This window comes from Nonomuraea fastidiosa (genome assembly GCF_042751225.1).
GTDB lineage: Bacteria > Actinomycetota > Actinomycetes > Streptosporangiales > Streptosporangiaceae > Nonomuraea > Nonomuraea fastidiosa.
Genome location: NZ_CP170570.1, coordinates 5,119,089 through 5,140,959 on the forward strand (window position 1 = coordinate 5,119,089; position 21,871 = coordinate 5,140,959).

The window sequence follows — 21,871 nt, forward strand, 5'->3', positions numbered from 1 at the left end:
TATGCACGAATACCCCGCGCTCGACCCGATCGAGACCGGCGACATGGACCTTGAGGACCGCCAGGCACTGCGCCGAGTAGCGGGCCTGTCCACAGAACTTCAGGACGTCACCGAGGTCGAATACCGGCAGCTGCGGCTCGAGCGGGTCGTCCTCGTCGGCGTCTGGACCAGCGGCACCGCCGAAGACGCCGAAAACTCCCTGCGCGAGCTCAAGCTCCTGGCCGAGACGGCCGGGTCGCAGGTGCTCGACGGGCTCATCCAGCGGCGCCAGAAGCCCGACCCCGCCACCTACATCGGCGCCGGCAAGGCGCTGGAGCTGCGCGACGTGGTCGAGGCCACCGGCGCCGACACCGTCATCTGCGACGGCGAGCTGACCCCCGGTCAGCTCCGCCAGCTCGAGGACGTCGTCAAGGTGAAGGTCATCGACCGCACCGCGCTCATCCTCGACATCTTCGCCCAGCACGCCAAGAGCCGCGAAGGCAAGGCGCAGGTCGAGCTGGCCCAGCTCTCCTACCTGCTGCCGCGCTTGCGCGGCTGGGGTGGCAACCTGTCGCGCCAGGTCGGCGGTCGCGCCGCGGGCGGCGTCGGCATCGGCGGCCGCGGCCCCGGTGAGACGAAGATCGAGCTCGACCGGCGCCGCATCCGCGAGCGCATGTCCAAGCTGCGCCGCCAGATCAGCGGCATGTCCACCTCGCGCGAGACCATGCGCTACCGGCGCCAGCGCCGCGAGATCCCGGCCGTGGCCATCGCCGGCTACACCAACGCCGGCAAGTCCTCGCTGCTCAACCGCGTCACCGGCGCGGGCGTGCTGGTCGAGGACGCGCTGTTCGCCACCCTCGACCCGACCGTGCGCAGGGCCCGTACGCCCGAAGGCCGGCTGTTCACGATCGCCGACACCGTCGGCTTCGTGCGCCACCTGCCCCACCAGCTCGTCGAGGCGTTCCGCTCCACGCTGGAGGAGGTCGGCGACGCCGACCTGATCCTGCACGTGGTCGACGGCTCGCACCCCGACCCCGAAGGCCAGATCGCGGCCGTCCGCGAGGTGCTCCGCGACATCGACGGCGCCTCCGACATCCCCGAGATCGTGGTGATCAACAAGGCCGACGCCGCCGACCAGGACGTGCTCGACCGCATCACCCGGCGCGAGCGCGACAGCATCGTCGTCTCGGCCCGCACCGGCCAGGGCATATCCGAGCTGATGCGGCTCATCGAGGAACGCCTGCCGCGCCTCGATCACGAGGTGCACCTGCTGGTGCCGTACGACAGGGGCGATCTGATCTCGCGTGCGCACAAGGAGGGTGAGGTGCTGTCCGTCGAGCACGTCGAGGACGGCACCATCCTGCACGCCCGGGTTCTGCCCAGCCTGTCGCAGGAGCTGCTGCGGGTCGGTAAGCCGGTGGAGCGGGTCTCCTGACCCTTTTGTTCCGTACGTTGTGAGCGCCTCTCGGGAATGAGGGGCGCTCGCGCGCGCCGTACGGCGACCGGATTAAGACGCTCAGACGGAGAGTTGCCGGGCGCCGCCTCGGGATCGCGGCCGGCGGCCACCGCCCGGCGGCCACCGCCGCAGAGAGCCCTTCGGTAACGCCTCAACGGCACGCACACACCGTTCAGAGGCTGCCGACGCCCGTCTCCTGAGGTCTGGGCCGCACGGGGCACTCCAGCGCCCGCCTGCGGTCACGTCCAGCGCCGCCTGTGGCCGTCTCCAGCGTCCGCCTGCGGTCGTCTCCGGCACCCGCCTGTGGTCGTTCCAGTCCCCGCTGTGGCCGTCTCCGGCGCCCGCCCAGAGCCGTCGTAGGGTCTTCCTGCGATGCCGTCCAAACCATGCGACCGGCACATCGACGTGCCACTTCATTCGCATGTCACGGATGGGCGGCGGGTGATGGTGGCGCTGCGTGCACACGTCGTATAACGGTCCCGTGATAGACCGCCCAGAGTTATGCATACGCTGCGATAACTCGCGCCGCCGTACCCATCGCTATGGTTGTGCGACACTCTCCACAAAGCGTGCAGACATCCCCAAAAGCGGCAGTGGTCCGGGCCCCCTTGGGGTTGCTAGGATTGGCCAGACCTAACGTTGGTCTGGTTTTTGGGTTCAGGTTCTAGGTTTCGGATGATGACTGGGCGTGTTCAAGTCGTCAGCGGGGGCCGTGGGGACGAGGCAGGGCTGCGGGATGGTTGGGATGAATGGTCTTTCTTCCGAATAACCCTGTACAGCAGCCCGACATGTGAAATAACGTAACTGAACTGAAATCGCTGGATCATGTGTCCGGCGATACGGTCACCGCACTACTCGATGCGGATGAGAGCAGGAGACCCCCCATGTCGTCCGGACCCGGAGCGGACTCAGTGGGCGCGGCGCAGGTAGCCGTGCGCTGTGTCCTGCACCCGTGCAGGGGGTCGTGCGGGGTGGTGATGCGGTGACCGTTCGGCTTCTGACCAACATCGGCCGCCTTTGGACCGGCAACGAGGTTCTCAGCAACGCGGCCATCCTGGTGCACAACGATCGCATCGCGTGGGTGGGGCGCGCTCCAGATCTGCCGCAGAGCGTGCCGGGCGTCGTCGACGACATCGTCGACGTCGACCACGTGGAAAACCTGGGCGGCGCCCTCGTCACGCCCGGGCTCATCGACGCGCACACCCACCCGGTCTACGCCGGCAACCGCTACGCCGAGCTGGCGATCCGTACGGGCGGCTCCACGTCCGCCTCGATCACCGCGGCGGGCGGCGGCGTCGGCTCCACCGTCACCGTGACCCGCGGCACCGACCCCTGGACCCTGTGCAACGGCGTACGCGAGCGCCTGCGCGACTGGCTGCTGAGCGGCACCACCACGGTCGAGGCCAAGACCGGCTACCACCTCACCCGCGACGGCGAGCTCGCCGACGTGCGGCTCCTGCGCGAGCTGGAGAAGGAGCCGATGATGCCGCGGGTGCACGTCACGTTCCTCGCGGCGCACGTCGTGCCGCCCGAGTACTTCGGCAGGCAGCGCGAATATGTCGAGGCCGTGGGCGCGTGGTGCGCCGACGCGGCCGCGGCCGGCGCCGACAGCGTCGACGTCTACTGCGACGAGGGCCACTTCACGACGGAGGAGTCCCGCTGGGTGCTCGCCTCCGGCCGTAACGTCGGGCTGCTGCCCCGCATCCACGCCGGCATCTACAGCCGCCGGGGCGCCGTGCAGCTCGCGGCCGAGCTGGGGTGCGCCTCCGCCGACGGCCTGCACCACCTGTCCGACGAGGACATCGCCATCATGTCCCGGTACGGCGTCCCGGCGGTCGTCTGCCCGGCCACGGCGCTGCAGCGCGGCCACCTGCCGCCGGTCCGCCAGATGATCAAGCACGGCGTGCAGATCGCCCTGGGCAGCGACCACAACCCCGGCTTCTGCGGCATCACCTCGATGTCCCTGGTGATCGCGATGGCGGTGTCGGCGTTCGGGATGAGCGTCAACGACGCCCTGCGCGCGGCCACCCTCGGCGGCGCCACGGTCCTGGGCGCGCCCGACCGCGGCGTGCTGGCTCCCGGGCGGCTGGCGGACATCGTTCAGTGGGACGCCGACCACGAGGGCGCGTTCGCCTGGTCCTTCGGCCTCAAGCCGCGTCGAGTGTGGCGGGGTGGAACGCCCGTTCAGTAGTTAATCTCGGTGGTATGCCACCCTTGGTTGCTGTTGTCACCGATTCGACTGCTTACCTGGGTTCTGTGCCTGGGGTGTCCGTGGTTCCCGTACAGGTGATCGCCAAGGGCGCACGTACGAAGGAGGACGGCGCCAGCCCGCCGTCGTCGCAAGAGCGGCGAGACCCCGCTGAGCCCCTGGAGCCACGACCTCCCGCGTCCTCCTTGAGCGCTTCGTCCCTCTTCGAAAGCCCAGCCGCGCCGGCTGACACCCCGAGCACACCTTCCGAAGGCCCGGCCGTGTCGCCTGGCAGGCCGAGCGTTCACTGCGAAAGTCCGGCCGCCCCGCTTCCTGACACCCCAGGCACTCCGGGCGCCCCCTCCGGATCCTCAGCCGCCTCCTCGACCGCGACGGCCGCCCCCTCGGGAAGCTCAGCCGCCTCCTCGATCACGACGGCCGCCCCCTCGGGAAGCTCAGCCGCCTCCTCGACCACGACGGCCGCCCCCTCGGGAAGCTCAGCCGCCTCCTCGACCACGACGGCCGCCCCTTCCGATACCCCGGACGTTTTCGATGAGGGCTCCTTCACCGGCGATCTGGCCTCGGCCACCACCTCTCGCCCGTCGCCTGCCAGCTTCGCCTCTTGCTACTCGGCCCTGGCCGCCGCCGGAGCCACGGCGATCGTCTCAATCCACCTTTCCGGCGAGATGTCCGGCACGATCGAGTCCGCCCGCGCCGCCGCCAGAGAGGCACCCGTACCGGTGGCCGTCATCGACAGCCGTTCGATCGCCATGGGCCTGGGTTACCCGGTGCTGGCCGCCGCCCGAGCCGCCGCCGGCGGCGCCCCCATGGAGGAGGTGGTCTCGGCCGCAAACCGGTGCATCTCCGCAACACGATCGTTCTTCTACGTGGACACCCTCGACTACCTCCGCCGCAGCGGCCGTATCGGCACCGCGGCCTCCCTCGTGGGTTCCGCGCTCATGATCAAGCCGCTGCTGCACATCACCAGCGGCCGCATCTCGCTCCTGGAGAAGGTCCGTACGGCATCCCGCGCCATCGCCCGCCTGGAGGACCTGGCCGTGGAGGCAGCGGGCGACAGGCCGGTGAACGTGGCGGTGCAGCACCTGGGAGCGCGTGAGCGCGCCGAGGGCCTCGCGGAACGGCTGTCGAAGCGGGTGCCGGGGCTGGGGGAGCTGCGGGTGGTCGAGGTGGGCGCGGTGATCGGCGTCCACGTCGGTCCGGGAATGCTCGGCCTGACCGTGACGCCGAGCGACATCTAACTCCGGCTCGTCGGCCGCTCCGAAGCCCCTGCAACAACACCGTGAGCAGACGTACCGGCGACACCCTGCAGCAGACCCGACGACGACACCCTGACGCAGGCATGAGCGCATCGGCGGGCCGAGCCAACGCCGGTCGTCCTTCCGATCACCTCATCCACAGCCTGGCACCGAGACCGGTACCTATCCCCAGAACGCCGCTCGGCCCTTTCCCGCCCGCCGCCTGGCCGTACCTTCGCTGCCGTGCGAACCCCCGATCGAGCGGCAGAGCGCGTCATAGCCGAGTTCCGGATACGGGCGATCACCGCGCCTGCCCGCCGTGCCCGTCGCCGTCTCGCCAGGCCCACCCGGTCGAAGAGCATCGGGCCGGTCTCCAAGCACCGCCCGCCCTATCAAGAGTTCCGACGAGACGCCGGCGACAACCCGAAGCGGAAGCCGAGCGCCGTGCCCGCCGATGCCGGGCCCCGGACGACCGAGCGTCCCATCGCCACGAGTCCGCCGCTGAACTCCACCCGCACCGAGCCGGTGCCACCGAGGACCTCGGCTTCCACGGGCGCAGGCCGATCGCCGGCTGCCGCCCGCGCTGACGCGGGCCCGCTGTCAGGCGTCGTTCCCGCTGACGCGGGCCCGCCGTCTGGCGTTGTCACCGCTGCGGCGGGTTCACCGACGACGACCGTCTTCGCTGACGTACGCCCGTCGCAAACACCGCACCGCATCGAGGAGGAAGCACCCGCCGTTGCTGGGCCCGCAGACGCGAGCTCATGGTCCGGCGTCGCCCTCGCTGTGGCGGGCTCACCGGCATCCGTCGTCTCCCACCCGTTCGACGAGGAACAACGCAGGGTCGTCTCCCATCCGTTCGACGAGGAACAACGCAGGAAGGAAGACATCGCCGTGTTCTCCGCTGCCTTCTGGGCGGCGGACCTGGCGAACACCGGCGCATCATCGCACCACACACGACCGGCGCGCTCCAGCTCGCCACGCGACCTGTCATCACTGCTCCACCCTGCTCCGCTAGGAGACTCCGCTCCGCCCCGGGACGCCGTTGACGTGCAATACCCGAACTCACCACTGAACCGTGCGAAGGCGTCAGACGTCGCCCCGCCGGCCGACCTTGAGACATCGCCGCACCGCGCCCTGCCTGTCGGCCACCTGGCGATGTCCTCGTACTCCGGCCTGCCCTCGTACTCCGGCTTGTCCCCGTACTCCGGGCCGTTCCCGGCCCCCAGCCCGTCTGCGCCCCCGAACCCCAGCCCTTCCCCGAACCACGGCCCGTCCGCGTCGCCGGCCCCCGGCACCTCCCCACACCCCGGTCCGTCTCTGTACCCCGGTTCGTCTGCGGACCCTACGGAGTCACCGCAGCGCGCCCTGTCGGCAGACCCCTCGATGATGCCCGTGCGCCATGGCGCGGCGGCCGACGTTCCGGTGCCGTCGCACCGCGATTCACTCACGATGCCGACGGCCCCACCACATGATGACTCTTCACCTACGCGCAGGCCGTCGCCGCGCATGTCCCCGTCAGTCGACCGTGGAGAATCTCCGCGCGTTCACACACCTGACGATCTCGACGTGTGGCCGCATGACGGTCCTTCCACGGAACTTGAGGCGTCGTCGCATGCCGACCAGGCCACTGACCTTGGAGTGCCCTTGAGCTCTGGCCCGGCAGGACAGTTCCCGAGACCAGCGCACCTCGACGCGGCGGGGGACGGCTGGACGCCACTTGACCTTGGCACACCATCACAGCGACCCTCAGCATCCGCTGACCGGGCGCAGAAGTCCGCCCCGACCGCTGACCCCTCATCGGCCTCTCTCCAGGCTCTCCGGAAGTTCCTGGCCGCCCAGAGCCCCACCCTCGACCCGGGCAAGCCCGGTCTACGGGCACTCCTCGCCATCGGGGTGCTCGCCACAGCGGTGGCGGCCTTCCTCGTCTGGCGCGCGCAGCCGACGCCCCAACCCTTGCCACCGCCCGCACCGATCACACCTCCGCCTGCGGTCACCCCCTCGGCAGCGGCTGCCGCCAAAGTCACCGTGCACGTGGCCGGCAAGGTCAGGAAGCCGGGTGTCTACCTGCTTGCCGCAGGCTCCCGAGTGACGGATGCCGTCACGGCGGCCGGAGGCGTGTCCAAGGGCGCTTCCACAGGCCAGCTCAACCTCGCCAGACGCCTGATCGACGGCGAGCAGATCGTGGTGGGCGCCCCAGCTGGCCAGGCGGCACCCGGCTCCCCGATGATCGACCCCGCGACCGCCGTCCTCGACCTGAACTCGGCCACCGCCGACCAGTTGGAACAGCTTCCGGGCGTGGGCGAGGTCCTGGCCGCGCGCATCGTGGAGTTCCGTACGAGCCGGGGCGGCTTCACCAGCGTCGACCAGCTCCGCGAGGTCTCAGGCATCGGCCCGAGGAAGTTCGAGGAGATCAAGCCGAAGGTCCGCGTCTGACATGCCTGTCCCCGACCCCACCCGCGCCCACAGCTCTGATGACGCTCGCACTCTCGGCCCGGACCCTGAGCGTGCACTCGGCGCCGATGCTGCGCAGGTCTTCGGTTCTGGTTCTGTGCATGCTCTTGGTTCCGGTGCGGCCCGAGGCTTCAGCCCCGACCCTGTCCGTTTCCATATTTCCGACCCTGCGCGAATCGTTGGTTCTGACTCCGCCCGCGCTCACGGCCCTACTCGCGTCCGTTCCCTCAGCTCCGGCCCTGGCTCCGTACGAAGGCTTGATGTCGCTCTTGCTCGGCGCAGCCGCCGTCCGGTGCCTCGGCCACCGTCGGAGCCCGCCGTTGCCAAGCCCGAGCCTGCTTGGCCCTTGGCGCTTCCGGCGTTGGCCGCCTGGGCCACTGCACTGATCCTGCTCGGATGCACCGCTTTCGTCGGCTTCATCGCCGCCGCTGGTGCCGCGGTCGCCGCTTTGGTGACGCTCTGGCGTACCCGGAAGTCCACGGAAAAGCCAGCCCGCCGGCTCGGCCTTGGATGGCGCAATGTCATCATCGCCACCCTCATCGGTACGGCGGCGACGGCCGCCTCTGTGGCCCTGCGCGTTCACGCGATCACCACCGGACCGGCCACCGAGCTCGCCGCCGAGAACGCCTTCATCACCGCCCAGATCGCCCTGACCGACGACCCTCGGCGCAGACCCAACGAAAGTGGCCGTTTCGCTCAGGAAAGCTACGTCGTCCCGGCGACACTGAAGGTCATCCAGACGTCCACGTCGCGGCAAGCGGTGGATGTCCCCATCACGGTCTTCGCGACGGGCTCGGCCTGGCGCTCCTACCTGCCCACACAGGAGGTGGAGGTCACTGGACGCCTGGCCAAGCCGACGCCGGGCACATCGGTGGCCGCGATCCTGCTCGTCCGCGAGCCGCCCCGTCCCCTGGCGCCCCCGTCCAGCCTTCAGACGGCGGCGGGAGCGATACGGTCGGGCCTGCGAGCGGCGGCCGACGTTCTGCCGCCCGACCAGCGGGGTCTCCTCCCGGGCCTGGTCGTGGGCGATGTCTCCCGCATGGACTCGCAGGTGACGGCCGACTTCAGGGAAGCCGGTCTCAGCCATCTGAACGCCGTATCCGGTGCCAATCTGGCGATCGTGGCAGGCGCGGCACTCGCGCTGTCCCGACTCGTCGGCCTGTCGCTTCCGGTACGGGCCGGCTTCGCCGCCGTCGCGATGCTGGCGTTCACCGTGGTCGCCCGCCCGTCGCCGAGCGTCCTGCGCGCCCTTCTCATGGGGCTGGCCGCCGCGGTCGCCATGGGCACGGGCCGCTCGAAGGACGGCGTCGCGGCCCTGTCGGCCACGGTCCTGCTCCTGATGTTGTTCGTGCCTGAACTCGCCCGCTCGTACGGCTTCGCCCTCTCCGTCACGGCCACCGCCGGCATACTCCTCCTCGCCCCACGCTGGCGAGACAAGCTGACGGGCACAAAGACCTCGCAGGGGGAGTTCGACCATCCCGGCGTATTTCGCGCTTCCACCCCCATCCCTGGCGTAGCCGCTGGGAAGAGTGTCTCCTTCTCGCCTGCTGTTGGTGGTGGGGTGGGTGGTTGTGCGTCCGGTTCTGCTGTTGGTGGTGGGGTTTTCGCTGAACGTCGGCGGAGGTTGCGGTTGCCGCGGTGGTTGGCGGAGGCCGTGGCCGTGCCTGCGGCGGCGCAGCTCGCCGTGACACCCGTGCTGGTGCTGATGGCCGGGCAGTTGACGCCCGTCGCGGTGATCGCCAACCTGCTTGTCGCGCCGGCGGTGGCGCCCGCGACCCTGCTCGGGTTCGGTGCCGCTCTGATTGCGCCGGTGTGGCTCGACGGGGCGCGGATGCTCACCATCCCCGCCGGGTACGCGGTCGGCTGGATCATCACGGTCTCCCGGTGGGCGGTGGGCGTGCCGTTCGCGACGGTGCCGTGGCCGGCGGGGATCGTGGGGCTCGGCCTGTTGCTGCTCGCTGTGGCGGTGGCGGTACCGGTCATGAGACGCCGTGCCTGGCGCGCGGTGGCGCTGACGGTGGCCGGTGCCGCTTTGGTGGCGGTTCTGGTGATCCGCCCCATCGCTGGGCCTTGGCCGCCCAAGGGGTGGTTGATGGTCATGTGCGACGTCGGGCAGGGCGATGGCCTGGTGGTCGCGGCCGGTCCCGGCAGGGGCGTGGTCGTGGACACAGGGCCGGACCCGGTGGTCATGGATCGGTGCCTGCGAAGACTCGGCGTCGTGGACGTACCGCTGCTCGTGCTCACGCATCCCCATGCCGACCACGTGGACGGTCTGCCGGGCGTGCTCAGGAACCGTCGCGTCGGGGCCGTCGTGGTCAGCCCGCAGCGTACGAGTGCGCGGGCCGAGGGGCGCATCGCCGGCATGCTGCGGCAACGCGGCATCCCTGAGTGGACGGTTCGGCCGGGCACCCGCTGGCGGTTCGGCCCGTCGGAGCTGACCGTCCTCGCACCCGACCCCGCCGCCGGCGAGTCGGCTGGGCAAGGCGAGGGCAGCGCGATCAACAACTCGAGCGTCGTGGTGCACGTACGGTGGCGGTCCGGGTCGATCCTGCTCGGCGGAGACTTGGAGACCGAGGCGCAAGATGAGCTGGTGCGGCGGATGCCCGTACGGGCCGACATCCTCAAGACGCCGCATCATGGGTCGAACCGGCAGTCGCCCGAGTTCGTGGCGTCGCTGGGGGCGCGGGCGGCGTTGATCAGCGTGGGGGCGGACAACGACTACGGACATCCCGCGGCGTCCACGCTGAACCTGCTGCGGCGGCTCGGCCTCACGGTTCACCGTACGGACAAGTCGGGGGATATTGCTGTGGTCGAGCAGGAGGGTGGCGGCCTGGCGGTGGTCCCGCGCGGCCCCTAGTCCGCGGTTGCCCGCACAGTGTCTCGTGGTGATTCGGGGCTCTCGTCGGCGTTCGAGGGGCTGCTGCAGCTCTTCGGAGCCTGGCCTCATGTCGCTTCGACGGCCCTGGTCGTCGAGAGCGAGACAGGTGGGCTGGTACGGAGGCGGCTCGGGGTTGGTCGTCGAGTACCTAGTTGTCGGTGGGGCGTGGCATGCTGCCTGACATGGCGGGAACCGATCCAGCACCTGTGACCTTGGTCGTCGGCGACGAGGAGTTGCTGGCCGAGCGGGCGGTGAGCGGGGTCGTCGCGGCGGCCCGGAGCGCCGACCCTGAGATCGAGGTGCACGACCTCGTCGGGAGCAAGGTCACGACGGGTGAGCTGTCGCAGCTGACGTCGCCGTCGTTGTTCGGGGATCGGTCCGTCGTGGTGATCCGCGGAGCGCAGGATCTCGGCAAGGACGTCATCGCCGAGATCGTGGCGTATGCGAAGCAGCCGTCCGAGGACACCGTGATGGTGCTGGCCCACCCGGGTGGGGTGAAGGGCAAGGCGCTGGTCGATGGGGTGAAGAAGGCCGGCGCCAAGGTGGTGACGGTGAGCAAGCTCACCAAGTCCGGTGAGCGGTTGGAGTTCATCAAGGGGGAGTTCAAGCGGGCCGGGCGCAGCATCTCGGGCGATGCGGCTCAGGCGTTGCTGGACGCCGTGGGGAACGATCTCCGGGAGCTGGCCGCGGCCTGTTCCCAGATGATGTTCGACACCGAGGACAAGACGATCAATGCGGCGGCAGTGGCTCGCTACCACAAGGGGCGGGCGGAGGTCACCGGGTTCAACGTCGCCGACTCGGCGGTGGAGGGGCGACTGGCGGAGGCGCTGGAGCAGTTGAGGTGGGCGCTCGGCACCGGCGTCGCCCCCGTGCTGCTGGTCAGCGCGCTGGCCGGCGGGTTGCGTTCGCTGGCCAAGGTCGCCAGTGCGCCTCGCAATCTCCGGGGCGGGCAACTGGCCAGCCATGTCGGCATGCCGCCGTGGAAGGTCGATCGGGTCAAGCGGCAGCTGAACGGCTGGGGGCCGGAAGGGCTGGCCCGGGCGATCCAGGCCGTGGCCCATGCTGACGAGCAGGTCAAGGGTGGGGGAGCGGACCCGGCCTACGCGCTGGAGCACACGGTGCAGGTCATCGTGGCGTGCCGCAACGGCCGCTGAGTGGTGGCGCTGTAGCGGGGTGCTGTGTGGGGGCGGTGCCTGACTGCGGCCCCTGCCCTCGTGACCTCGTGGCTCCGTGCTTTGGCGACCTGGTGGGAGTGCGGATACGCGGAGTGGTGCGTGGCTGGTGTCGGCGGTTCGGGGTTGCGCGGGGTGGTGCGTGGCTGGTGTCGGCGGTTCGGGGTTGCGCGGGGTGGTGCGTGGCCTCTCGTTGTCGGCAGCACCCGCCCCGGCCGTCGCGGTGCCGCCGTGGCCCGCTGGGTCCTCGACACCGCCGCCGACCACCCCTGCCCGTCGGCGGAGAAGTCGTCGTGTCCGCTGGCGGGGTCGGGACGTCGCGCCGGGTGGTGGGTGTGCAGGTGTGCGGGGGGCTCGTGTCGGGTGGCGTCCTGGGGGTGAGGGTGCGGGCGGGCCGCCCCTGGTGGTGACCGGTGCGTGGGTGCGTGGGCGCGCCGCGCTGGGTGGTGTCCTGGTTGTGGGTGTGCCGTTTCGGGTGGTGGCGGGTGGGTGTGTGGGTGTGCGTTTCGGGTGGTGGCCGGTGGGTGGGTGTGCGGGCGCGCCGTCTCGGGCGGTGGCCAGGGCGTGGGGTACGGGGTGTCTTACGGGGCGGAAGGCGGTGCGGGGTAAGGGGTCTGGCACAGTGGGCCGTGAGTCACGATGATGGGCGCTGGGTTCGGGGAGTGGGGCTGTGCCGGGTGAGCGGGTCGATGAGGAGCTGGTACGGGCGGCGGCGCGCGTGGCGGCCACGCGTTGCCGCGGCGACAACCACACCATGGCGGCCGCGGCCAGGGCGCGGGACGGCCGGATCGTCACCGGGGTGAACGCCTACCACTTCACCGGCGGCCCGTGTGCGGAGATGGTCGTCGTCGGTACGGCCGCCGGTCAGGGGATCTACGAGCTGGATGTCATGGTCGCGGTGGGAGATCGTGACCGTGGGGTGGTGCCGCCGTGCGGGCGGTGCCGGCAGTTCCTTCTCGACTACTTCCCGGCGCTCAAGGTCATCGTCGGTACGCAGGACGGCCTTCGGATGGTGCCGATCGCCGATCTGCTGCCGGTGAGTTACGTCTGGGCGGATCACCAGCTCGACGCCTGAGAAGGTGCTCGTCAGCGAGGGTTCTCGGCGTTGATGAGGAGTTGTTTGAGCAGGCCGTCGAGGAGGACCTGATCCTCGGGGGACAGGGCGTTGATCATGGAGGCTTCGACCTCGGCGCGGATGGTCATGGCCTCCATCCACAGGTCGTGGCCCTTGGGGGTGATCTCGACGTCCACCCGGCGGCGGTCCTCGGTGCTGCGTACGCGGCGTACGAGGGCTGAACGTTCCAGCGTGTCGAGGCGGCCGGTCATGCCCGCCGGCGACAGCAGGAGGTCGGCGGCCAGCTCGGACGGCGTCGCGGTGCCGCCGCGGGCGACGAGGCGGTGCAGGGTCTCGAACTCGAAGTCCTGCATGCCGACCTCCGACAGGGCCGCCTCCTTGGTGTGGGCGATGTGCTTCACCAGGAACTGCAGGCGGGTCACGATCGCCTCCACCCGTTCGTCGAAGGGCGCCTTTCCGCGCCAGCGGGCCAGGTGACGATCGACGGAGTCCTCCATGCCTGGGAGCATAGGGGAGCAGGTAATTAGTTGACGAAAGATTCGCTGTCGAAATATCCTCAGGCGGCGTGATTACGCGTTTGCTCATCGGGCGTTGCCTGTCCGCGCTGGCCACGGCGCTCATCCCGACCACCCTGACGCTGGCGGTGCTGCGGGCCGGAGGCGGAGAGGGCGAGCTGGGTGTGGTGCTGGCCGCCGAGCTCGTTCCACTGCTGGTGCTGCTGCCGGTCGGCGGGGTGCTCGCCGACCGGATCAGGCCCGCACGCGTGGTGCTGCTCGCCGACCTGACCCGGTGCCTGTCGCAGGCGATCATCGCCGTGGAACTGCTGCTCGGCGTCTACCGGGTGCTCGATCTGGCCGTGTTGTCGGCGGTGGCGGGGGTGGCGATCGCGTTCGGCAGCCCGGCGGTGCCCCGGCTGGTGGTGGCGGTGGTGCCCGGGCCGGACCGGTTGCGGGTGAACGCGCGGATCGGGGTGGTGACGAGCCTGTCCGCGGTGGCCGCGCCGGCGATCGCGGGGACGGTCACGGTGGTCGCCGGGCCCGGGTGGGCGGCGGGGATCACGGCCGCGGTGTTCGCGTGCTCGGCATGGACCCTCGGCGGCATCCGGGAGACGTCGCCGGTTCCGGAGGAGGCGGTGCGGGTCAGCGAGGAGGCGGTGCGGGTCAGCGAGGAGGCGGTGCGGGTCAGCGAGGAGACGGCCCGGGTCAGCGAGGAGACGGTCCGGGTCAGCGCAGAGGCAGCCGGTGAGCAGGAGTCCCTTGCCGGGCAAGGGGCGACGGCCGGGCCTGGACGCGGTGCGCCGGCACAGAACGCAGGCGGATCGAGGCAGCGGCCATGGCGGGAGCTGATCGGCAGAGGCTCGGGGTTCGGGCGGGATCTGGTCGAGGGGTGGCGGGAGGTCCGCGAACGCCCGTGGTTCCTGGCCTGCGTGGCGGGGCACGGCGTGTGGCACTTCATGGCGGGCCTGTTCCTGACGCTCGGCCCCGTCGTCGCCGTACGGGAGGCGGGCGGCGAGGCGGGCTGGGCGGTGATCGTGCAGTGCGGCACCGTGGGCATGGTGCTGGGCGTGTTCCTGGCACCGAGGCTGCCGATCCGGCGGCCGGTGGTCGCGGTGCAGCTCGGCGCGGCCTGTTACGCGTTCCCGATGGCGGCGCTGGCCGCCGGGGCGTCGCTGCCGGTGATGGCGGCGGCCTACGCGGTGGCGATGTTCGGGCTTGGGCTGCTCAGCCCGCTGTGGGAGACGGTGGTCGCCGACGAGGTACCGGAGCACGCGCTCGGGCGGGTGCGGTCGTTCGACCAGCTCATCTCGTTCGCGTCGCGGCCGTTCGGGCTGGCGGTGGCCGCGCCGCTGGCCGGGCTCGCCGGGATCGCGGCGCCGGCGGTGGTGGGCGGGGTGCTGGTCGCGGTCGTCAACCTCGCCGCCATCGTCTGGGCGCCGAAACCGAGGCGGGCCGTCGCCCCCAGTGCTCACGGCAGGTGACGGAAACCCCATCGGAGGTGGGGGCGAGCGCGCGGCTCTCCACGGGTGCCGGACGATCCTCCACAGGTGCCGAACGGCTCTCCACCGGTGCCGCAACTGCCGGGGTCAGGTACGGGCGGCCTCGCGCACCACACCGTCGCTGATCTCCAGCACCCGGTCCGCCACCGTCATCAGGCTGGGGTCATGGGTGGCCACCAGCGCCGTCACGCCTTCACTGCGTACGAGCGCCCGCAACAGCTCCATGATCTGCCGCCCGGTCTGCGAGTCGAGCTGCCCCGTGGGCTCGTCGGCCACCAGCAGCCGGGGCCGGTTGGCCAGGGCGCGGGCGATGGCGACCCGCTGCCGCTGACCGCCGGACAGCTCGTACGGCCGCTGGTTGACGTGCTGCTCAAGCCCGACGAGCGCGAGCAGCACGCGTACCCGCTCCTCCCGCTCAGCGGCAGGGACCCGCAGCAGCCGCATCGGCACGCCCACGTTCTCGGCCGCAGACAGGACGGGGATCAACCCGAACGACTGGAACACGAACCCGACGACGTCGCGCCGCACCTGCAGCAGCTCGTCCTCGGACATGGCGGTGATCTCGCGCCCGTCCACGACCACCCGCCCGGCGTCCGGCTTGTCCAGGCCGCCGATCTGGTTGAGCAGCGTGGTCTTACCGGACCCGGACCGCCCGCGCAGCGCCACCAGCTCACCGGGGTACACGGCGAACGACACCTCCCGCAGCGCCACGACCTCCTTGGGCCCGGTGCGGTAGACCTTGCGCAGCCCTTCGACCTCGACCAGGGGCGACTGACTCATTCGGACGGCTCCTCTCGGGCGGGCCACACGCCGATGTGGTCGGATTCGAGTTCGAGACGCACCCGGCGTTCCATGTCGAGGGCGTTCATGAAGTCGCGGGGGAGCTGGAGGCGTCCGACGCGGTCGAGCACGGCGTACTCCTCGGCGATGATCTGTCCCTCGGCGCCCTCGCGGCGCACGGTCTCGCTGCTGGTACGCCCGTCGCGGATGCCGACGGTGCGGTCCACCTGCTCGGCCACCATGGGGTCGTGGGTGACGATGACGACGGTCACCCCCAGCTCCCTGTTGGCGGTGCGCAGCGCCTCGAAGACCTGCTCGGACGTCTCGCTGTCGAGCTCGCCCGTGGGCTCGTCGGCGAGGATGAGCTGCGGGGAGTTGGCCAGGGCCACGCCGATGGCGACGCGCTGCTGCTGCCCGCCGGACATCTCGGGCGGTTTGCGCCCGGCGCAGTCGGCGACGCCGAGGAGTTCGAGCAGCTCGTCGGCGCGCTCGCGGCGGCGGCGCTTGCCGGCCAGCTTCATCGGCAGCTCGATGTTCTCCCGCGAGGTCAGGTACGGCAGCAGGTTCCGCGCGGTCTGCTGCCAGATGAAGCCGACGACGGAGCGCCGGTAGTGGAGGCGGTCGCGGGCGGTCATCGACAGCAGGTCCATGCCGGCCACCCTGGCCACGCCCGCGGTCGGCACGTCGAGCCCGGACAGCACGTTGAGCAGCGTGGACTTGCCGGAACCCGAGGCGCCGACGATGGCCACCAGCTCGCCCTTGTCGATGACGAGGTCGAGGCCCTGCAGCGCGACGACCTCGACGCCTTCGGTCTTGTAGATGCGGACGAGGTTGTCGCACACGATGTGCGCGTCCCCGCCGAAGACGGCCTTCTCCCGCTTGGCCTTCGCTTCCAGCTCTGACAGTGTCGGGTTCATGTGAGGTCCCCCACTCGAAGGACGGCGCCGAGGCTGCGGCGGCGGCTGATGGCGGTGTGCGCGTACGCGCCGAGCACGGCGACCACGGCGAGCCCCGCGGCCAGCGCGCCGGGCAGGACGGGGTCGGGCGAGTAGTCGCCGACGGGCAGGTCACCGGCGTACGACGACAGATCGACGCCGGGCCCGAGCGCGGTGGGCAGGGCCAGGCCGAGACAGAGGCCGGCCAGCGCGGTCATGAGGATCATGGGCAGCACCTCCAGCACGGTGAGCCACTGGGCCTGCCGGTCCGACAGCCCGAGCGTGCGCAGGAAGGAGACCGCCCTGGCGCGGTCGGCCGCGCCGACGATGAGCAGCAGGACGACGGCGAGCAGCGCGTAGCCGGCCAGTGCGATCGTCACGATCACCAGTGTGGCCCGTACGGTGCCGGTCAGCGGATCGTCCTGGATGCCGGCCAGCGCGCTTTCCTGGGAGATCACGGTGGCCGACGGCGCAAGCGCGGCCAGCTCGGCCACGTCGGCGTCGCCCTGGATGAGCAGCGTGTTGACGGCCGGGCGCAGCAGCACCTCCAGCGGCACGACCAGGAACTTGCCGGTGGTGAAGAAGCCGGGCACCGACTCGGCGACGGCGGCGGTGGGCACTTTGAACCGGGACTGCCAGCCGAGGTCGAGCGTTCCGCGCCCGCGCAGCTCCGGCGAGACGATCGCGCCTCCGGACACCGCGGGCAGGCTCACCGGCGCGCCGGACAGGATCGACCGCCACTCGGCGACGTTCACGGCGAGCGCCTCGGCCCGCTCCGCGCCGTACCCGACCTGGACCTGGCCCCGCTGCGCGAGCACGACCCGTTCGACGCCCGGCGCCTTGCGGATCTCGTCGATGACGGCGGCCGGGATCTCGCTTTCGGACGTCACCTTGATCGGCGCGCCGGCCCGCTGCCAGGACGCCAGCCGCTGGGTGCCGGCGATGCCGTCGGAGACGACGGCGGCGAAGACCGACACGGCCAGCGCGGGCAGCAGGATCAGCACCGGCATGACGCTCGCGGCACGCGCCCGCGCCGCCCGGGTGAGCCCCAGGAACGGCACCGCGGCCCGCCCGCGCGCCGCCAGCCGGACGATCAGCCGCAGCGGGTACGGATACAGCCGCAGCGTGACCAGCGCCGCCGCCACGGTCAGCGCGACCGGCACGATCAGCAGGAACGGGTCCTGCCCCGCCGACGCGCTCAGCCCGCGCGCCCGCAGCAGGTACGCCCCCGCCACGGCCAGCACGACGATCAGCACCTCGAGCGTGATCCGCTTGGCGGACGGCCGGGCGGTGGCGACGTCCGCGCGCCGCTCGTGCAGCGGAGTGCGGTGGGCCAGCGCGATCCGCACGGCGGCGAACCCGGCGGCGGCCAGCACCACGATCACCGGTCCTGCGTGCACGATGGGCCGCGCGGTGCCCGGCACCAGGTACGACAGCGCGTACCCGGCCACCGCTCCCGGCACCACGCCCATGGCGGTCAGCGCAGCCGCCGTGCCCGCCACCTGCGCCAGAGACCCGCCGCGCGCCCTGGTCAGCGCGAGCGTGTGGTCGAGCCGGTCGGAGAGCAGCTGCACGGCCAGCACGATCACGCCGAGCGCGACCGCGAGCAGCCCGCCCAGCACCAGGTACATGACGGTCTGTGCGGTGGACAGCTGCGCCTGGAACTCGGCGAGCAGGTGCGGCAGCCCGGTCTCCAGCGAGTACGGGGCGACGGTGCCGGTGGACTGGATGTCCACCACCCGGCCGAACTCGGCGATGGCGGCCTGCAGGCCGGGCACGTCCAGGGCGCTCGCACCGCGCGGATCGAGCGGCAGCGTCCACCGGTAGGCGAGGTTGCGTCCTTCGCCGCTGAGCTTGGCGAGCCCGGCGTCGGACAGCAGCGCGGTGGCGTGCCTTTCGAAGTCGAGACTGCCCGGCGGCTGCAGCTTGAGCACGTGCAGGATGTCGTTGTGGTGCGACCAGTAGCGGTCGTCCGCCTGCTTGGCGCGGAACACTCCGACGATCTTGACGGCGGCGTAGTCGTGCTCGCCGATCACCGTGGTGGAGCCGATGCGCAGGTTCATCTCGCGCACGGCCTCCTCGACGACCCCGGCCTCGAACACGGGGATCGTCTCGCCCTCGTACCGCATCGTCGAGGGCGCGCCTGGCGCCTTGCCCTGCACCCACTCGACGCGCTGGTCGGCGTCGGACAGCCAGCCCAGGTTGAGGTAGGAGGAGCCGCCGGTTCCGGCGATGGGGGTGGCGGCGGTCTTGGCGTTCATGTGGCCGGGCCCGGTCACCAGCGGGCGGAGCGTGGCGGGCAGGATCTTCTGCCAGACGCGCATGCGCGAGTCGAACTGGGCGCGTTCGCGCAGGTCCACCGCCGGTGACCAGGTGCCCACCGTGACGGTCAGGTCGGTCTGCACGCCGGGCGCGCCGGCCAGGGCGCGGCGCAGCGCCTCGTCGTACGCGGACTCGGTGGCCCGCGGCAGCCCGGAGATGAGCAGGCAGGCGCTCAGCGTCAGCGCGAAGAGCACCGCCAGAGGGCCCAGGTGCACCCGGGAGAGCAGCCCGATTCTCACTGTTCCTCCCGGAGGCTGTGCTGCCGGCGTACGGTGCGGGCCAGCCCGGCGACGATCGCGAACAGCACCGCCGTGACCAGGGCCAGCATCGCGGTGGTGGCCCCCCACGGGATGTCGAGCACCACGCCGGGCGTCACGGCCGCGGCCTGCCCGGTGAGCACGATGTGCGGCACGACCAGCACGCCCACGACCACCGCGAGCCCCGTGCCGGCCAGCAGCGACAGCCCCACGACGAACGCCTGCTCCATGGCCAGCATCCCGAGCACCTGCCGGGGGCTCACGCCGAGCGCCCGCAGCACCGCGAACTCGGACATCCGCTCGCGCGCCGCCACGGCCGCGTTCACCAGGAAGCCGAGCGCGGCGAACACCAGCGCGGCCGCAAAGCCCAGCATGAGCGCCCCCTGCAGACCGCTGGCCAGCGGGTCGTCCTGGAGGCTCGCGGCCAGCGCGCGCTGGTCGAGCACGGTGACGTCCCACTCGGGGTGGCTCTTGAGCTCCGCGGTGGCGGCGGTGCCGTCAGCGGTGGCCAGCCACCACTCGGTCGCGGGCCGCGGCGGCTGCGCCATGGCCAGCTCGTACGTCTGCATCGTCTCCCAGTCGGCGAGCACGGCCTGCTGCCCGGCCGTGGTGGTGGGCATGGTCTCGACGACGCCGACGACCTTGACCGGCAGCACCCGGCGGTCGATGCTGACCCGTCCCTCCTGCCCGGCGGCGAGCTTCAGCGAGGCGGCGAGGTCGGCGGTCAGCACCACCGGCAGCGGCCCCGGCTGCGGCCGCTGGACGAACGCGGCGGCGGTGGCCTGCTCGGCCTCCATCGTCAGCCGTGGCGCGCTCACCTGCCGGCCGTCGGCGCTCAGCCCGGTGACCGTGAGCGTCGCCTTGCCGGACGGCGCTCCGGCGATCACGCCGAGCAGCGAGACCGGGTAGGTGATCTTGCCGTTCTGCCCGGCCAGTGGCCGCAGGTCCACTTCGAGGCGGTTCGTACCGGCCTTGAGCACGCCGAGCGGCACGTCACGCCAGACCCCGAGCGCGTCGGTCAGCACCAGCCGGGCCGACAGCTCGGCGCTCGCCTCGGCGGTCACGGTCACCTTGGCGGGCTGTCCCGGCAGCTCGAGCCGGTCCGCGCGGCCGCCGATCAGCGTCCGCGACAGCTCGCTCACCGGCTGCGCCGACAGGTCGGGACGCAGGTGGAACAGCTCGCCCAGCTTGCCGGCGTCGAGCGCGACCAGCATCGCGTTCTCGCCGCCCACGTCGATCTGCCCGCGAAAACCCGGGGACGCGGCGCTGACGCCGGGCAGCGTGGTGAACGCGGTGCCGCGCCCGAGCGCGCCCAGCTCGGGACCGTCCGGCGGGCCGGACAGCCGCAGGTCGGCACCGGCCTGGTGGCGGGCCTGGTCGAGCTGCGAGGTACGCCAGGTCGCCGCGGTCGCGAGCGACACGATGCCGATGGAGATGGCCATGGTGAGCAGCAGCGCGGGCCCCGCGTACTTGAGCGGGCGCCTGCTCACCTGCCACGCGCCGAGCGCGGGGGCGAGCGAGGGCCGCCTTGAGGTGATCTTCTCGGCCAGCTTGGACACGCGCGGCACCAGCCGCAGCCCGAGCATGCCGCCGGTGAGCAGGGCCAGCGCGGGACCGGAGATGATCAGCGGGTCGATGCCCAGGCCGCCGGCCGCCGTCGCGGTCACGGGGGCGCCGTAACGCTGGAGCTGCCAGATCGCGAGCCCGGCCACGACCAGCAGCGCGAGATCGGCGCCCGCCCGCTCGATCAGGCCGCGACCGCCGCCGCGCCCGCGCGCCGCCTGCTCCTCGACGTACGTCCTGCGCGCCCCGGCCAGCGCCGGGGCCATGAGCAGCACGGCCGCGGCCAGCGCCACTCCGGACGACACCAGGAACGTCCCCAGGTCGGCCTCGGGAGCCAGCCGCACGCCCGCCGCCTCGATCCACGGCAGCCGGTTGATCAGCGCGAGCAGTGGCGGGCCGAGGAACGGCGCCACGATCGCGCACGGCAGCGCCACCAGCAGCGCCTCGCCGCCCGCCAGCACCGCGAGCCGCACGGTCCCCGCGCCGCGCGAGCGCAGCAGCGCCACCTCCATCCGGCGGTGGTCGGCCAGCAGCCGCGCGGTCAGCATCAGCGCGTACGCGGCGAGCAGCAGCAGCTGCAGCACGGGGATCAGCATGGTGGAGCGGGCCACCAGCGAGGCGGTGTCGAGCTGGGTGAGCAGCTCGGGCAGGTGGCTCGCGGCGACGCAGCTGCCGCAGCCCTTCTCCTTCAGCCGGTCCTCAAGGCCGGAGATCGCGGCGGCCATCGGGCGCAGCTGCTCGGGGGTGAGCGCGCGCAGGTCGGGTACGGCGGTCCAGGTGGCGTTGACGTTGGTGGCGAAGCGGTCGATGAACGTCTCGCGCGCCACCATCAGCGGCCCGTACGTGCTGAACTCGCCGCGTTCGACGCCCCTGCTGAGCAGCGGCTCGCCCGTCCAGCGGGCCCCGAAGGGGTCGTCGAGCTGGAACACGCCGACCACGCGCACCCGTACCGCGCGTTCGTCGAGCCGGCCGCGCGTGGTGAACTCCTGCCCGACCTTGAACCCGGTCTCCGATGCCGCCGACAGCGAGATCGCGGCCTGCACGGTGTCGTTGTCGCCGCCGGCCTGGGGCCAGGCGCCGCTGACGAGCTTGGCGTGCCGGTCGAGCCCGTCGTAGCTGCCGAAGCGCAGCAGCTCGGGTCGCTGCCTGTCCTCCTGGCCCGGCATCGTGTAGGAGTCGGAGCGCAGGCTGGTGGCCACGTCGGGCGCGCGGCCGTAGGCGGCGGTCAGCTCGGTGCGTACGGCCTGGTCGAACTTCGGGAACGTCTCCGCCGTGATGGGGGCGCTGACGGTGGCCGCGATCTGCTCGTGCGAGGCGGTCTCCATCGTCCTGCGGACGCCCGCCTCCGCGATGGAGGAGGCGTACATGGTCAGCGCCACGAGCGTGGTGGTGGCGAGCAGGATCGAGCCGAACGCGGCCAGGAGAAGCAGCGGCTCGCTGAACGCCCTCTTGACGACCAACGGCGCCCGCATGCGTCCCCCTTTGCACTGTTTAGTGCACCCTCGGGGATATCGCAGGTGAGCGGCAAGGTGATCTCTGCAACGGTGATGCACCCGATACGGC

The 21,871-nt window shown here is 71.6% G+C and carries 14 protein-coding genes; 8 read left to right on the forward strand and 6 right to left on the reverse strand.

Annotated features, from left to right (window positions below):
- Position 1: 1 nt before the first annotated feature.
- Complete coding sequence (gene hflX, locus ACFMQL_RS23850) at positions 2–1,414, forward strand: GTPase HflX (protein WP_378790200.1); 1,413 nt, start codon at positions 2–4, stop codon at positions 1,412–1,414.
- Positions 1,415–2,417: 1,003 nt separating this feature from the next.
- Positions 2,418–3,626, forward strand: a complete 1,209-nt coding sequence (gene hutI, locus ACFMQL_RS23855; protein ID WP_364057105.1) for an imidazolonepropionase — start codon at positions 2,418–2,420, stop codon at positions 3,624–3,626.
- A 301-nt stretch (positions 3,627–3,927) separates the two neighbouring features.
- On the opposite strand, the gene ACFMQL_RS23860 is transcribed toward hutI, so the two are convergent.
- Positions 3,928–4,212, reverse strand: a complete 285-nt coding sequence (locus ACFMQL_RS23860; protein ID WP_378790285.1) for a hypothetical protein — start codon at positions 4,210–4,212, stop codon at positions 3,928–3,930.
- Positions 4,213–4,258: 46 nt separating this feature from the next.
- On the opposite strand from ACFMQL_RS23860, the gene ACFMQL_RS23865 reads away from it, so the two are divergent.
- The 5 genes from ACFMQL_RS23865 (at position 4,259) to ACFMQL_RS23885 (ending at position 12,455) form a co-directional block, all read left to right on the forward strand.
- Entirely contained in the window at positions 4,259–4,882 is a 624-nt protein-coding gene (locus tag ACFMQL_RS23865; RefSeq protein ID WP_378790201.1) for a DegV family protein, read from the forward strand.
- A gap of 1,503 nt (positions 4,883–6,385) precedes the next feature.
- Complete coding sequence (locus ACFMQL_RS23870; protein WP_378790202.1) at positions 6,386–7,312, forward strand: helix-hairpin-helix domain-containing protein; 927 nt, start codon at positions 6,386–6,388, stop codon at positions 7,310–7,312.
- 364 nt (positions 7,313–7,676) lie between these two features.
- Positions 7,677–10,187 carry a ComEC/Rec2 family competence protein gene (locus ACFMQL_RS23875; protein ID WP_378787084.1) on the forward strand — a complete coding sequence of 837 codons (2,511 nt, stop codon included), beginning with the start codon at positions 7,677–7,679 and terminating at the stop codon, positions 10,185–10,187.
- A gap of 203 nt (positions 10,188–10,390) precedes the next feature.
- Positions 10,391–11,362, forward strand: a complete 972-nt coding sequence (holA, locus tag ACFMQL_RS23880; RefSeq protein WP_364057099.1) for a DNA polymerase III subunit delta — start codon at positions 10,391–10,393, stop codon at positions 11,360–11,362.
- Between the two features lie 688 nt (positions 11,363–12,050).
- Positions 12,051–12,455, forward strand: a complete 405-nt coding sequence (locus tag ACFMQL_RS23885) for a hypothetical protein (RefSeq protein WP_364057096.1) — start codon at positions 12,051–12,053, stop codon at positions 12,453–12,455.
- A gap of 11 nt (positions 12,456–12,466) precedes the next feature.
- Here ACFMQL_RS23885 and ACFMQL_RS23890 read toward each other — a convergent pair whose 3' ends face one another.
- A complete protein-coding gene (locus tag ACFMQL_RS23890) occupies positions 12,467–12,952 on the reverse strand; it encodes a MarR family transcriptional regulator (protein WP_364057093.1) in 486 nt (161 codons plus the stop codon).
- A 68-nt stretch (positions 12,953–13,020) separates the two neighbouring features.
- On the opposite strand from ACFMQL_RS23890, the gene ACFMQL_RS23895 reads away from it, so the two are divergent.
- Positions 13,021–14,433 (forward strand): MFS transporter, encoded by a 1,413-nt coding sequence (locus tag ACFMQL_RS23895; RefSeq protein WP_378787086.1) that lies wholly within the window; start codon positions 13,021–13,023, stop codon positions 14,431–14,433.
- A gap of 105 nt (positions 14,434–14,538) precedes the next feature.
- Here the strand turns inward: ACFMQL_RS23895 and ACFMQL_RS23900 are convergent, their stop codons facing one another.
- The 4 genes from ACFMQL_RS23900 to ACFMQL_RS23915 are packed head-to-tail and all read right to left on the reverse strand — an operon-like array spanning position 14,539 to position 21,780.
- Positions 14,539–15,231 carry an ABC transporter ATP-binding protein gene (locus ACFMQL_RS23900; protein WP_364057087.1) on the reverse strand — a complete coding sequence of 231 codons (693 nt, stop codon included), beginning with the start codon at positions 15,229–15,231 and terminating at the stop codon, positions 14,539–14,541.
- Positions 15,228–16,148, reverse strand: coding sequence for an ABC transporter ATP-binding protein (locus ACFMQL_RS23905; protein ID WP_364057084.1), 921 nt, complete (start codon positions 16,146–16,148; stop codon positions 15,228–15,230). Before ACFMQL_RS23905 ends, ACFMQL_RS23900 begins: the two co-directional genes overlap by 4 nt.
- The gene (locus tag ACFMQL_RS23910) at positions 16,145–18,727 is read right to left on the reverse strand and encodes an FtsX-like permease family protein (RefSeq protein WP_378787089.1); all 2,583 of its coding nucleotides are present in this window, start codon (positions 18,725–18,727) and stop codon (positions 16,145–16,147) included. Before ACFMQL_RS23910 ends, ACFMQL_RS23905 begins: the two co-directional genes overlap by 4 nt.
- A complete protein-coding gene (locus tag ACFMQL_RS23915; RefSeq protein ID WP_378787091.1) occupies positions 18,724–21,780 on the reverse strand; it encodes an ABC transporter permease in 3,057 nt (1,018 codons plus the stop codon). The genes ACFMQL_RS23910 and ACFMQL_RS23915 overlap by 4 nt, the downstream gene beginning before the upstream one ends.
- Positions 21,781–21,871 lie beyond the last annotated feature (91 nt).